Origin of the sequence: Sediminicoccus sp. KRV36, from assembly GCF_023243115.1 — a bacterium.
Lineage (GTDB): Bacteria > Pseudomonadota > Alphaproteobacteria > Acetobacterales > Acetobacteraceae > Roseococcus.
This window is the reverse complement of the sequence record NZ_CP085081.1, coordinates 1,738,688-1,751,549: the sequence shown is the minus strand read 5'-3', so window position 1 is coordinate 1,751,549 and position 12,862 is coordinate 1,738,688. Positions and strand designations below refer to the sequence as shown.

12 protein-coding genes are annotated in these 12,862 nt (G+C 67.6%); 5 read left to right on the top strand and 7 right to left on the bottom strand.

The window, feature by feature from the left end; genetic code table 11:
• The first annotated feature begins 57 nt into the window (after positions 1-57).
• From LHU95_RS07935 to LHU95_RS07915, 5 genes are all read left to right on the top strand, one after another.
• Positions 58-846, top strand: coding sequence for a transglycosylase SLT domain-containing protein (locus tag LHU95_RS07935; protein WP_248710829.1), 789 nt, complete (start codon positions 58-60; stop codon positions 844-846).
• Positions 847-1,113: 267 nt separating this feature from the next.
• Complete coding sequence (locus tag LHU95_RS07930; protein WP_248710828.1) at positions 1,114-2,145, top strand: amino acid ABC transporter substrate-binding protein; 1,032 nt, start codon at positions 1,114-1,116, stop codon at positions 2,143-2,145.
• 69 nt (positions 2,146-2,214) lie between these two features.
• Positions 2,215-3,399 carry an ABC transporter permease subunit gene (locus LHU95_RS07925; RefSeq protein ID WP_248710827.1) on the top strand — a complete coding sequence of 395 codons (1,185 nt, stop codon included), beginning with the start codon at positions 2,215-2,217 and terminating at the stop codon, positions 3,397-3,399.
• 1 nt (position 3,400) lies between these two features.
• On the top strand, positions 3,401-4,468 hold the full coding sequence (locus tag LHU95_RS07920; protein ID WP_248710826.1) for an amino acid ABC transporter permease: 1,068 nt from the start codon (positions 3,401-3,403) through the stop codon (positions 4,466-4,468).
• 167 nt (positions 4,469-4,635) lie between these two features.
• Positions 4,636-5,016, top strand: coding sequence for a hypothetical protein (locus LHU95_RS07915; protein WP_248710825.1), 381 nt, complete (start codon positions 4,636-4,638; stop codon positions 5,014-5,016).
• On the opposite strand, the gene LHU95_RS07910 is transcribed toward LHU95_RS07915, so the two are convergent.
• The 7 genes from LHU95_RS07910 to LHU95_RS07880 form a co-directional block, all read right to left on the bottom strand.
• Complete coding sequence (locus tag LHU95_RS07910) at positions 4,994-6,175, bottom strand: TIGR03862 family flavoprotein (protein WP_248710824.1); 1,182 nt, start codon at positions 6,173-6,175, stop codon at positions 4,994-4,996. The genes LHU95_RS07915 and LHU95_RS07910 overlap by 23 nt on opposite strands.
• Positions 6,172-7,074: an alpha/beta hydrolase fold domain-containing protein gene (locus LHU95_RS07905; RefSeq protein WP_248710823.1), complete on the bottom strand. Its 903-nt coding sequence runs from the start codon at positions 7,072-7,074 to the stop codon at positions 6,172-6,174. Before LHU95_RS07905 ends, LHU95_RS07910 begins: the two co-directional genes overlap by 4 nt.
• A gap of 12 nt (positions 7,075-7,086) precedes the next feature.
• Positions 7,087-8,691 (bottom strand): ABC transporter ATP-binding protein, encoded by a 1,605-nt coding sequence (locus LHU95_RS07900; RefSeq protein ID WP_248710822.1) that lies wholly within the window; start codon positions 8,689-8,691, stop codon positions 7,087-7,089.
• Positions 8,688-9,521, bottom strand: coding sequence for an ABC transporter permease (locus LHU95_RS07895; RefSeq protein WP_248710821.1), 834 nt, complete (start codon positions 9,519-9,521; stop codon positions 8,688-8,690). Before LHU95_RS07895 ends, LHU95_RS07900 begins: the two co-directional genes overlap by 4 nt.
• Positions 9,518-10,486 carry an ABC transporter permease gene (locus LHU95_RS07890; RefSeq protein ID WP_248710820.1) on the bottom strand — a complete coding sequence of 323 codons (969 nt, stop codon included), beginning with the start codon at positions 10,484-10,486 and terminating at the stop codon, positions 9,518-9,520. Before LHU95_RS07890 ends, LHU95_RS07895 begins: the two co-directional genes overlap by 4 nt.
• 89 nt (positions 10,487-10,575) lie before the next feature.
• On the bottom strand, positions 10,576-12,174 hold the full coding sequence (locus tag LHU95_RS07885) for an ABC transporter substrate-binding protein (RefSeq protein ID WP_248710819.1): 1,599 nt from the start codon (positions 12,172-12,174) through the stop codon (positions 10,576-10,578).
• 54 nt (positions 12,175-12,228) lie between these two features.
• Positions 12,229-12,615, bottom strand: coding sequence for a hypothetical protein (locus tag LHU95_RS07880; RefSeq protein ID WP_248711640.1), 387 nt, complete (start codon positions 12,613-12,615; stop codon positions 12,229-12,231).
• Positions 12,616-12,862: the final 247 nt, after the last annotated feature.

The following is a 12,862-nucleotide window of genomic DNA, read 5'->3' as shown; positions in this document are numbered from 1 at the left end:
CATTGCAACATGGGATGAATGGGCCAGGGCTGGCATGCGGCTTGCGCAGGGCTCGGCATGCTCCGCATCCTCCCCCGCGCCGCCCTCACGCTCCTCTGCATCACGCTGAACGCGGCCGCTGGCCTGGCACAGCCGGCCGTGAACCCCAGTCCGGCGCCCGACCCGACGCTGCAATGCCGCGCCGCCATCGCCCGCGCCGAGCAGGATGCGCAGATCCCCGCCGGCCTGCTCCAGGCCATCGGGCGGGTGGAATCGGGGCGGCGCAACCCGGAGACGGGCACCTCCGGCCCCTGGCCCTGGACCATCAATGCCGAGGGACGCGGTCATTTCTTCCCCGACAAGGCGGCAGCAATTGCCGCCGTGCGGGAATTGCAGGGGCGTGGCGTCCGCATCATCGATGTCGGCTGCATGCAGGTGAACCTGCACCACCACCCCCGCGCCTTCGCCAGCCTGGAGGAGGCCTTCGACCCCGTCAGCAATGCCCGCTACGCCGCGCAATTCCTCACGCAGCTGCAGGCGGCGCGGAATGACTGGATCACGGCGGCCGGGCACTACCATTCCCACACGCCGGAGCTGGCCCAGGCCTATCGCGCCCGGGTCCAGGCCGCCTGGCCCGCCGCCCAGGCGCGCAACGCCGAGGATCGCGCGCTGGTGGGCATGAGCTTCGCCAGCCAGCGGCCGCTGCCGCCGTCCACGAGTCTCTCGCTCACGAATCGCGACGAGCGCGCCCAGATCCTGCCCATGTCCGGGAGCGGCGGGCGTGGGCTGGATGCGTATCGGGCCCATCCCATCCCGGTCACCGGCCGGCAGGTCGCGATGGTGCCGATGAGCCTGGTACGGCGATAGGCCGGCGCGGGCTCCTCCCGGAGGCCACTTCGCGCCATTCGCGTTGGAGCCGCCGGGTACAACCCGCGGGACAGTGCCTGAAGCAGTTGCCCGCATAGAGTGCGAATTTAAGGCATGCCGCAGGCCACTGCCCAAGCCACGGGCGGCCCATGGGCAGCGCGGTGATGACAATGGTTTAACCCACTTGAAACCCGGCCAGCTTCCAGGCACATGCCAGCCCAGCCGGGAGGGCATACCTTGCCGGAGCCAACGAAAAGGAATTTTCCGATGAAGTTGACCGCCTTCGCCGCCGCCGCGGCAGCTTTCGTGGCCTTCGGGCCGGTGGAAGCCCTGGCCGGCCGTGACCTCGACCAGATTCGCCAGCGCGGCACCCTGCGCTGCGGCGTCCAGGGCCCCTCCAATCCCGGCTTCGGCGTGCCCGACAGCCAGGGCCGCTGGCAGGGCTTCAACGTCGAGATCTGCCGCGCCGTCGCGATCACCATCTTCAACGACGCGACCAAGGTCGAGTTCGTGCCTGTCACCTCGCAGAGCCGCTTCCCGGCGCTGGCCGCGGGTGAGGTGGACATCCTCTCCAACAACACGACCTGGACGCTGACGCGCGATTCCAACGTGAACCGCTTCAACTTCCCGGCGGTGGTCTTCTATGACGGCCAGTCCGTGATGGTGCCGCGCCGCCTCAACGTCACCTCGGCCCGCGCGCTCAACGGCGCCACCGTCTGCGTGCAGCCCGGCACGACGACCGAGCTGAACCTCAATGACTTCTTCCGCCAGCACAATCTCCGCTTCACGCCCGTCGTCATCTCGGACCTGGACGAGCTGCGCCGCGCCTATGACAGCGGCCGCTGCGACGTGTTCACCAATGACTTCGCCGCACTCGCCGCGCAGCGCACGCTGCTGACCCGCCCGGCGGACCACGTGATCCTGCCCGAGCGCATCAGTAAGGAACCGCTGGGCCCCACCATCCGCCAGGGCGATGAGGAACTCACCAACATCGTCGCCTGGACCGTCTTCGCCCTGATCGAGGCCGAGGAAATGGGCATCACCATGGCCAATGTCGAGCAGATGGCGGCTTCCAGCACCAACCCGACGATCCGCCGCTTCCTGGGCGTCGAGGGCAATATGGGTGAGAGCATCAGCGCATCGCGCGCCGATTATGCCCGCCAGATCATTCGCCAGTTCGGCAATTACGGCGAGATCTACAACCGTCACCTCGGCCCCAGCACCCCGCTGGCGCTGGAGCGCGGCCAGAACAACATCTGGACGCAGGGCGGCCTGCTCTACGCCCCGCCGGCGCGTTGATCCCTTGGGGGCCGGGGCGCATGCTCCGGCCCCTTCGGTCTTTCCAGGTCGAGTGACAAAGGGCGCCGCATGAGCACCACCACCCCCATCATGCCAGCGGCCAAGCCGTTGATCCCGCTGCCGGCCGGCACCACGCTGCGCGGTGTGCTGTGGCAGGCGGGCCTCGCCTTCGCCGTGATCTTCATCGGCTGGTCGCTCTACAACAACATGCTGACCAACATGGCGGCCCGCGGGCTGCAATTCGGCTATGGCTTCCTCAATCGCTCAGCCGGGTTTCCCATTGGCGAAGGCCTGCTCGGCTATACCCCTTCGGACAGCTATGCCCTGGCGCTGACGCAGGGCTTCCTCAACACCATGCGCGTGGCCCTGGTGGGGATCGTGCTGGCGACCATCCTGGGCGTGTTGCTCGGCCTCGCGCGGCTGGCTGAAAATCCGCTGCTGCGCAGCCTGACCGGCGGTTATATCGAGGTGATCCGCAACACGCCGCTCGTGCTGCAGCTGGTCTTCTGGCATTCCATCATCCTGCAACTGCCTTCGGTGCGGCAGGCGCTGAACCCGATCCCCGGCTTCTTCCTCTCGCAGCGCGGGGTGAAGCTGCCGGCCCTGCTGGCCGAGCCCGCGCTCTATTCCTTCCTGCTGGCGCTGCTGACCGCCGCCATTCTCTGGTACGGCCTCGCCCGGCGCGAACGCGCGCGGCAGATCGAGACAGGGGAGCGCAAATCCACGCTGGTCCCGGGGCTCGCGCTGCTGATCGGCCTGCCTGTCGCGGCGGGCTTCGTCTTCGGGGCACCCACGGTCGAATGGCCGGAGCTCACCGGCTTCAACTTCGAGGGCGGGCTTTCGCTCAGCCCGGAATTCTTCGCGCTGCTGATCGGCCTGGTGGTCTATACCTCGGCCTTCATCGCCGAGATCGTGCGCTCGGGCATTCAATCCGTGCACAAGGGCCAATGGGAGGCGGCGCGCGCGCTGGGCCTTGCCTCCGGCACCATCATGCGCCTTGTGATCCTGCCGCAGGCCTTGCGCGTGATCATCCCGCCCATGACCTCGCAATTCCTGAACCTGACGAAGAATTCCTCGCTCGCGGTCGTCATCGGCTATCCGGATCTGGTTTCCGTCGCGAACACCTCGATCAACCAGACCGGGCAGGCGGTGGAGGTGATCACGCTGTTCATGGCCGTCTATCTCGCCATCAGCCTCATCACCTCGCTGCTGATGAACATGTACAACCGCGCCGTCGCGCTGAAGGAGCGCTGAGATGGCGGCGCCCATCCTGCCGAATTTCGGCGAACGCAGCGTCACCTTCGCGCGCGCCTGCTTCAACGGCCCCCTCAATATCGCCATCAGCGCCGCCTGCCTGGCCCTTCTGGTCTGGCTGGTGCCGCCGCTCTTCACCTGGGCGGTGCTGAACGCCACCTGGAACGGCAATGCCGCGGCCTGCCGGGAAGCCGGCGGCGCCTGCTGGGCCTTCATCCGCGAGAAATTCTGGTTCAGCGTCTTTGGCCTCTACCCCTATGAGGAGCGCTGGCGGCCGGGGCTGATGCTGGTGATCCTCGTCACCCTCGTCATTTCCTCCACCTTCCGCGCCTGCTGGAACAAGTGGCTGCTGGTGGCCTGGGTGGTGGCCGCCCCCACCATGCTGCTGCTGATGGGCGGCGGCGTCTTCGGCCTCAGCCCCGTCGCGACCCGGCTGTGGGGGGGCATCACCATCACCGGCATCATCGCCGTCTATGGGCTGGCCCTGGGCTATCCGCTGGCCATCCTGCTGGCACTGGGCCGCCGTTCCGACCTGACGCTGGTGCGCTGGTTCTCCACCGCGGTGATCGAATGCGTGCGCGGCGTGCCGCTGATCAGCCTGCTCTTCATGGCGGCGATCATGCTGCCGCTGTTCCTGCCGGACGGCATCACGCTGGACCGCCTGGCCCGCGTGCTGGTCGCCTACACCATCTTCACCGCGGCCTACATGGCCGAGGTGGTGCGCGGCGGGCTGCAGGCCATGCCGCGCGGGCAATACGAGGCGGCCGATGCGGTGGGCCTCAGCTACTGGCAGAAGATGCGGCTGGTGATCCTGCCGCAGGCGCTCTCCATCACCATCCCGAGCCAGGTGAACACCTTCATCGGCCTGTTCAAGGACACGACGCTCGTGATCGTGATCGGCGTGTTCGACTTCTTCACGACGCTGCGCTCGGCGCTGGGTGATCCGAACTGGCTGGGCTTCCCGACCGAGGCCTATGTCTTCGCGGCTGGGGTATATTTCATCCTGTGCTTCGCGATGTCGAAATACAGCCAGAGGCTGGAGCGGGATTTCCAGCCGGCGCAGCGGTGAAACCAAGGGGGCTTTGCCCCCTCTACCCCCACAAGGAAACTCAGTTTCCTTGACCCTCATCCGTGACCATTGGCTGGGCCGATCACAGGCATCGGGGCGGCATGATCGCCCTGGACGCCCGGGGCGGGCATGCTCTGGGCGATTGAAACACTCTGAGTGAGACACCCATGCGCAAGCTCCTCCTGGCCACGCCCCTGCTCCTGGCCACCCTGCCCGCCGCGGCGCAGCAGACGAACTGGACCGGCCCGAACCTCATCGTGAACGGCGCCACGGCCAATGGCTGCAACATCGAAATCTCCGAGGCCAGCCACTTCGGCACAGCCAATAACAGCATCCGGATCGGCTTCATCAACAACGGCCCGACCCCCGTGCGCGCCTATGCGCATGTGGTCCTCACCGGCCCGGCGGGAACCAAGGTGAACCCCGAATTCTCGATCGCCATGGCATCGGGCATCGGCGGAATTTCGAATCGGGTCGGCGGGCCGTTCGAAGGCTCGCTCGCCGGCACCAGGCTGACGGTCAACATCACCCGCTGCGTGGTTCGGTGACCCCATCGCGCAAGGCGGCCCGCGCCGCCGCGACCGCCGTGCTGAAACAGGCCTGCAGCAGGTAGCCGCCGGTCGGCGCCTCCCAGTCCAGCATCTCGCCCACGGCATAGACGCCCGGGCGGGCGCGCAGGCTGAAATCCGCCTCCAGCGCGGACCAGCGCAGCCCGCCGGCCGAGGAGATCGCCCGCTCCAGCCCCTGCATGCCCGTCAGGCGCAGCGGCAGCGCCTTGACCAATTCCGGCACGGGCGTCGTCACGCCGGCATGCAGCGCCTCCTGCACCAGACCCACCGCGACGGGCGAGAGGCCCGCCTGCTTGCGCAGCTGGTTGGAGAGGGACATGGCGCCGCCCGAGAGGTGGATCCGCTCCAGATCCGGCCGCAGATCGAGCGTGATTTCGGCCATGCCGTCCCGCGCCATGGCATCCCGCAAAGCCGCGCTGAAGGCGTAGATCAGCCCGCCCTCGATGCCATCGCGCGTGATCATCGCCTCGCCGCGTTGCGTCCGGCCCGCGAAGCTGAGTGCGGCGCGCTTCAGGGGCATGCCCTGGAATCGCTCGGCGAAATGCGGGCTCCAAGCCACCCGGAAGCCCATATTCGCCGGGCGAAACGGCGCCACATCAGCCAGCAGGCTGACCCAGCCACCATCGGAGCCAAGGCGCGGCCAGGAGGCGCCGCCCAGCGCGAGGATGGTGGCGGCGGGGGCGAAGCTCACCTCGCCCTCGGGCGTCGCGAAACGCAGAGCGCCGGCCTCATCCCAGCCGATCCAGCGATGGCGCCGGCGCAGGGTCACCCCCAGCCCCTCCAGCCGCGCGAGCCAGGCGCGCAGCAAGGGTGAGGCCTTCATGGCGCGCGGAAACACCCGGCCGGAACTGCCGGTGAAGACCGCCTGCCCCAGCCCCTCGGCCCAGGCGATGAGGGAGGCGGGCGGAAACGCCTCGATGGCCGGGCGCAGCGCCTCGGCGGCGGCACCGTAATGCGGCAGGAAGCGCTCCAGCGGTTCGGAATGGGTCAGGTTCAGCCCGCCGCGCCCGGCCAGCAGGAATTTGCGCGCTGGCTGCGCCATCTGGTCGAAGATGACGACCGGCTGCCCCGCCGAAGCCAGGATTTCCGCCGCCATCAGCCCGGCCGGGCCGGCGCCGATGACGGCAAAGGGCTTCACCGGTTGGCGAGCGCCAGCAGCGGAATGGTCAATTCCTGATCCGCCGTGCCGATGGCGAACACAGTGGAGAAGTGGTTGTGCCCCGCCATGTGCAGATAGGGCGGGCAGCGCCCGGCCAGGCACAGCGCCGCATTCAGCCGCGCCACCTGGTCCTGGAAGGGGCGCGGCTCCAAATCGGCCGAGGCCAGGAACAGCGGAATGGCCAGCCGCGTCAGCCCCGGAATGGCCGAGCGCTGTGCCAGCTTCACCGGGTCATTGCCGTAATACGCTGCCGTGGTGGGTGAGGCCGGATAGCTCGCCACATCATGCACGCCCGAGACGAGCATGGCGGAAGCCACACCGGGGTCGGCCGCATGCGCCGCCAGATAGTCGCCCACATGCGCGGCCCCGGCCGATTGCCCCATCAGCAGGATGCGCGCCGGGTCGCCGCCAAGGGCTGCGATATTCGCACGCACCCAGCTGAGGGCCGCCGCGAGATCCTCCACAACGGCCGGATAGGCATGCTGCGGCGCCAGCCGATAGGTGATGTTCACGCCCACCAGCCCCGAGCGCGCCGCCCATTGGCCGATATTGTCGTAGAAAAACGCGCCCGGCCGCGTCTTGTCGCCCCCCACGAAGCCGCCGCCATGCACAAAGACCAGCACCGGCCGCGAGCCAGGCCCGGGCGAAAACACATCGAGGCGGTGGCGCGGATCGGGCCCATAGGCCTGGTCGCGCAGCGGCTCCACCACTGCCGGCGGTTGCAGCGCGGCGAGAGCGGCGGCGGTGCGGGCCACGCCCTCGACGCCCATGCTGGGCCCGATCGCGCGGATCGCCGCCTGGGTCTCGGGCGGCAATGCGGCCATCTGGGCAAAAGCGGGCCCGGCCAGCAACAGCCCGGCCAGGATGAAACGCAGCATGGTCTGGCGTCCTCAGGTGGTGGCGAAACCCCGCCCCGGCACGGAAGCGAGCAGCGCCTTGGTATAGGCGTGTTCGGGCGCCTCGAACACTCGGCCGATCGGGCCATGCTCCACCACCTCGCCATCCTTCATGACGGCGACCAGGTCACAGACCTGCACCGCGACGCGCAGATCATGCGTGATCAGGATGATGGAAAGACCGAGCCGCGCACGCAATTCCGCCAGCAGCCGCAGCACCTGCGCCTGGACCGAGACATCGAGCGCCGAGACGGGCTCATCCGCCACCAGCACTTCCGGCTCCAGCGCCAGCGCGCGGGCGATGCCGATGCGCTGCCGCTGCCCGCCCGAGAATTCATGCGGATAGCGATCCACCCCCGATGGATCGAGGCCGACCAGCGCGAAGAGCTCGCGCGCGCGCGCCATGGCCTGATCGCGCGGCATGCCATGGATCATGGGGCCTTGCGCCACCAGCTCGCCGGCGCTGCGGCGGGGGTTGAGCGAGCCATAGGGGTCCTGGAAGACCATCTGCATGCGCTTGGCGCTGGCGCGCAGCTGCGCCTTGGACAGCCGCGCGAAATCCGTCTCGCCCAGGCGGATGGCGCCCGCTTCGGGCTTCACCAGCCGCATGATGCAGCGCGCCAGCGTGGATTTCCCGGAGCCCGATTCCCCCACAATGCCCAGCGTGCCGCCCTTCGGCAGGATCAGCGAGACATCGCGCACCGCGCGGGTGACGCGGCGCCCCCGGCCGAAGAAACCGCCATTGCGATAGGTCTTGCTGACATGCTCGATGCTGAGGATCGCCTCCGCCGAAATCGCGCGCGGCGGCGGTGCGGCCAGCGGCGGGACGGCGGCGATCAGCGCCTTGGTGTAGTCATGCTGCGGGTTCTGCAGCACATCGCGCGCGGCCCCCTGCTCCACCACCACGCCATGCTGCATGACGGCCACGCGATCGGCGATTTCCGCCACCACGCCGAAATCATGCGTGATGAACAGCACGGCGGTGCCCAGGCGCTGCTGCAAGTCCCGGATCAGCGAGAGGATCTGCGCCTGCGTCGTCACATCCAGGGCCGTGGTCGGCTCATCGCAGATCAGCACGCGCGGCTTCAAGGCCAGCGCCATGGCGATCATCGCGCGCTGGCGCTGCCCGCCCGAAAGCTCATGCGGATAGGCGCGGTAAGCGAGGCGCGGATCAGGGATGCGCACCTCCTCCAGCAGGGCCAGCACGCGCGCCTCGATCTCGGAGCCGGAGAGCCGCGTGTGGATGCGGAACATCTCGCCGATCTGGTCGCCAATGGGACGCAGCGGGTTCAGCGCCGTCATCGGCTCCTGGAAGACCATGGCGATGCCCGCGCCACGGATTTCGCGCATCTCGGCCTCATCGGCACTGGCGAGGTCCCGGCCGTCAAACAGGATGCGCCCGGCCTCGATGGCCACACGTGGCGGCAGCAGGCGCATGATGGCGCTGGCCGTCATGGATTTGCCGGAACCGGATTCACCCACGACACACAGAATTTCGCCCGCCCGCAATTCCAGCGAGACGTCCTGCAAGGCGCGCGGCCGGTCGGCCCCCTCCGGCAGCGCCACGGACAGACCCTGGAGCGAGAGCACAGCGCTCATCGGCCCTTGAGCCTTGGGTTCAGCGCGTCATTCAGCCCCTGCCCGACCAGCGAAACCGCCAGCACCGTGAGCAGGATGGCCACCCCCGGAATGGCTGAGACATACCACTGCACCCGCAACACATCGCGCCCCAGGCCGATCAGATTGCCCCAGGACGCGACGTTCGGATCGGAGAGGCGCAGGAAGGCCAGAGCCGATTCCAGCAGGATGGCGACCGCCATGACGACGCTCGCATAGACGATGACGGGCGGCAGGGCGTTGGGCAGGATTTCGCGGAAGATGATCTGCCGGTCCCGCATGCCCAGCGTGTGGCAGGCTTCGACGAATTCGCGCGAACGCAATGAGAGAAACTCCGCGCGCGTCAGTCGTGCCGGTGCGGGCCAGGAGACGGCGCCGATGGCGATGACGACGGTGAAAAGTTCCGACCCGAAGATGGAGACAAACACCAGCAGCAGCAGGAAATTCGGCAGCGTCTGGAAGGCCTCCACCACGCGCATCAGCACATCATCCACCCAGCCGCCGTAATAGCCCGCAATGGCGCCGATGCAGATGCCGATGGTGACGGCGATGGAGGTGGCGACCAGGCCGATCAGCAGCGAAATCCGCGCCCCGTGGAAAATCTGTGCCGCGATATCCCGCCCGGAATTGTCGGTGCCAAACCAGAAGCGCGGATTGGCGCCTGGCCATTGCAGCGGACGGCCGGCCAGGCTCAGCGGGTCGCGCGGGAAGAACCAATCCGCACTGGCCGCCATGAAGATGACCACGAACAGCAGCAGCAGGCCGATCACCGCGGCCGGGCTGCGGATATAGTTGCGCAGGAAACGCTTCATCGGCCCGCGATCCTCGGATCAAGCCGCGCATAAACGAGGTCCACCAGGAAATTCACCAGGATGACCAGCAAGGCCGAGATGAAGACAATGCCAAGCAGCGTGTTCAGATCCCGCTGCACCACCGCCTCATAGGCCAGGCGGCCGAGGCCGGGGAGCGAGAACACACTCTCCACCACCACCGAACCACCCAGCATGGTCCCGGCCTGCAACCCGATCAGCGTGACCATCGGCAGCATGGCGTTGCGCAGGACATGGCGGATCACGACGCGGGTTTCATCCAGCCCCTTGGCACGGGCGGTGCGCACGAAATCCAGCGTCAACACCTCCAGCATCGAGGCGCGCATGATGCGCAGATAGATGGCGAGGAAGATCAGCCCGAGGGTGAGTGTGGGCAGCACGAAATGCATGGCGATATCCAGCACGCGGGCGAGGCCCGTGAGACCGTCGCCGATGCTTTCATACCCGCCCGCCGGCAGCCATTGCAGATGCACGGCGAAGAGCACGATGGCCATCAGCCCGAACCAGAAGGACGGCGTGGCATAGAACAGCAGCCCCAGCGTGGAGATGACGGTATCCGGCCAGGAATTCACCCGCCGCGCCGCGATCACGCCGAACAGCAGGCCGAAGAAGAACGCGAAGGAGAGCGAGGCCGTCATCAGCAGCAGCGTCGCCGGCAGGCGCTCGAAGATCACGGTGGCCACCGGCTTGCCGTAGATGGTGGAAAAGCCGAGGTCGAAGCGCACCAGCCGCCAGAGATATTGCGCAAGTTGCGCGGCCACGGATTGATCAAGGCCGAGGGCCGCGCGCATCGCCGCCGCATCGCCGCCGCCGCCCATCTGCGCGATCAGCGCGTCCACCGCATCGCCAGGGGCGAGTTGCAGCAGCAGGAACACGCCGATGAGGATGATCACCAGGGAGGGGAGCGAGGCAGCAAGCCGCCGCCCCGCGAGGGACAGAATCCGCAAGCGAGCCTACCGGCCCGACCCTGACGCCGGACAACCCGGCGTCAGGTGCAGTGGCCCGGCAAACCCCGATTGATGACGCCCCCGCACCCTCAATTGGCCAGCCAGAGATCATGCCAGGAGGAAGAGCCCCAGCGCGGCGTATTGGCATGATTGCGCAGGCGGCGGCTGAAGGCCGAGAGGAAGATCTGCTCGATCGGCATCCAGAGCATCAGTTCAGTGTTGGCGCGGCGCACGAAATCCGCATAGCGCGCCTTGCGGCGAACCGGATCGAGCTCCGTCGCCGCGCTGTCGATGATGGTATCCAATTCGGCATCCGTGACACCGAACTGGTTGGTCCAGGGTGCCCCGCGCGGCGAGCCCGAGCGATACCAGACCGTGGTCGAGACTGCCGGATCATTGCGATACTGATGCCAGCCCGTGGCGAGATCGAAGTTGTGGTCGTTGTAGACGGTGCGCAGGAAGCCGGCCGCATCCAGCCGCACCACTTCCACCCGCACGCCAACCTCCTGCAGGCTCTGCTGGATGAAGGTGGTGAAGAGGGCGATATCCTCGCCCCAGGGTGCGGGGTTCAGACGCAGCGTGAAGCGCACACCCCCTGCCCCGCGCCGGTGCCCGGCCTCATCCAGCAGCCGGTTCGCGGCGGCGCGGTCGAAGCCGTATTGCGGCATGCCCGTCGGGTAGAAATCCGCGGAGGTTGAGGGGATCGGCCCGGTGCCCAGCTTCGCGTAATCGCCGAGGAAATTCTCGATGAAGAAGGGAATGTTCAGCGCATGCGCCAGCGCCCGGCGCACGCGCAGATCGGCGAGGATCGGGTTGCGCTGATTGAATTCCAGCGTGTTGGTGCGCGCATTGCCCTCATTGCCGCGCGTCGTCACCTCGAAGCGCGGATCGCGGCCGAGACGCGTCAAATCCGCCAACGCCAGCGACGAAAACGGGCTGTAGAGGATCTGCCCCGCTTCCATCTGCGCCGCCGCCGCCGAACGGTCGGTGATCACGCGCCACACCACGCGGTCAAGGTAGGGCAGGTTTTCGCGCCAGTAATTCGGGTTGCGCTCGGCGATGATGAATTGCCCGCGCTCATACTGCACGAATTTGAACGGCCCCGTGCCCATCGGCGCGGTATTGGCGGGGTTCTGCCGGATATCCGTGCCTTCATAGACATGCTTGGCCGAGATGTAGCCGAGGTCCGGCAGGGCGCGCAGCAGCAGGTTCAGCGGCATGGGCTGCGAGTATTTGAACACCGCCGTATGCGCATCCGGCGTCTCGACCGCTTCCAGGAATTGCTGGAGTGCGGTGCCGTAGTTCAGGATCTTCTTCCACATCTCCATCGCGGTGAATTGCACATCCGCCGAGGTGAAGGGCCGCCCATCATGCCAGGTGACACCCTGGCGCAGGCGGAAGGTGATGGTCTTGCCATCGGGCGTGGATTCCCAGGCGGTCGCCAGGCAGGGCGAGGGCACGCCTTGCGCGTTCAGATCCACCAGCGGCTCCTGGATCTTTCCGCCAACGATATAGACGCCGGTGGAAGCCTGCAGGCTCGGGTTCAGGATGCGCTGCTCGGTGGCGAAATGCACCGTCATGGTGCCGCCCCGGCGTGGCGTTTCCTGGGCCAGGGCGGCCTCGGGGAAGTTCACACTGGCGGCGATGGCGGCCGAGGTCAGCATCGCGGCGCGGCGGGAGAGGTCCATGCGCATCTTCCTGGTTTGGGTGCAACGCAGCATGGGGGCGGTGCCCGGGCCGCGTCAATTGTTCCACGGCGAGGAAGCGCAGCAACCCGCCCCTGCTTTGCGCCATGACGACGCACTCCGCCGAAAGCCCGCCGGATCAGCTTGCAGGCGGTGACGGCCAGCGAAGATCTCGCACCTGGCCGCCCGATCCCTCGGTGCCTGCTCCGGCGCAGCCCGGCCGATCGCCTGATCCAGCCGAAGACCTCCTCGATCCGCTTGCGGATGCGCTGGCTGGTCAGGTAGCCCTCGGTTCGGCTCATCAGCCCGCAGCACGGCCAGCACCAGAGCCGGTGCCGCGCCGATGAAGGCGATATCCTGGGCCGGGTCATAGAGGGTTTCGCCATTCAGGCCGGTGGTCACCAGGAAGCGCAGGCGGGGCGCCTCGGGCGGCCATTCCAACATCTCCGCCGTGTCGGTGGCACTGTCGAGGTCTTGCCGCAGCTCCGGGCGGCGACGATGCTGGCCTGGCCGGAGCCAGCCGGCCCCAGCAGCCAAAGGACAGGACCCGGCGCGATTCGCGGATCAGTTGGGGTGGTTTCGCAGGCCATGCTCACCTTTTCCCGCGGGAGGCGCGGCGCACGCCCGAAGCGCGCCGGGACGCCACGGGCTGCAAAATGGCGGGAAATCCGGCACAGGGCGTTGCGTTATC

Bases quoted from the DNA above. Each gene is read 5' to 3' on its own strand.
- LHU95_RS07935 (WP_248710829.1), top strand. From the start codon at position 58: ATGCTCCGCATCCTCCCCCGCGCCGCCCTCACGCTCCTCTGCATCACG.
- LHU95_RS07930 (WP_248710828.1), top strand. From the start codon at position 1,114: ATGAAGTTGACCGCCTTCGCCGCCGCCGCGGCAGCTTTCGTGGCCTTC.
- LHU95_RS07925 (WP_248710827.1), top strand. From the start codon at position 2,215: ATGAGCACCACCACCCCCATCATGCCAGCGGCCAAGCCGTTGATCCCG.
- LHU95_RS07920 (WP_248710826.1), top strand. From the start codon at position 3,401: ATGGCGGCGCCCATCCTGCCGAATTTCGGCGAACGCAGCGTCACCTTC.
- LHU95_RS07915 (WP_248710825.1), top strand. From the start codon at position 4,636: ATGCGCAAGCTCCTCCTGGCCACGCCCCTGCTCCTGGCCACCCTGCCC.
- LHU95_RS07905 (WP_248710823.1), bottom strand. From the start codon at position 7,074: ATGCTGCGTTTCATCCTGGCCGGGCTGTTGCTGGCCGGGCCCGCTTTT.
- LHU95_RS07900 (WP_248710822.1), bottom strand. From the start codon at position 8,691: ATGAGCGCTGTGCTCTCGCTCCAGGGTCTGTCCGTGGCGCTGCCGGAG.
- LHU95_RS07895 (WP_248710821.1), bottom strand. From the start codon at position 9,521: ATGAAGCGTTTCCTGCGCAACTATATCCGCAGCCCGGCCGCGGTGATC.
- LHU95_RS07885 (WP_248710819.1), bottom strand. From the start codon at position 12,174: ATGGACCTCTCCCGCCGCGCCGCGATGCTGACCTCGGCCGCCATCGCC.
- LHU95_RS07880 (WP_248711640.1), bottom strand. From the start codon at position 12,615: ATGTTGGAATGGCCGCCCGAGGCGCCCCGCCTGCGCTTCCTGGTGACC.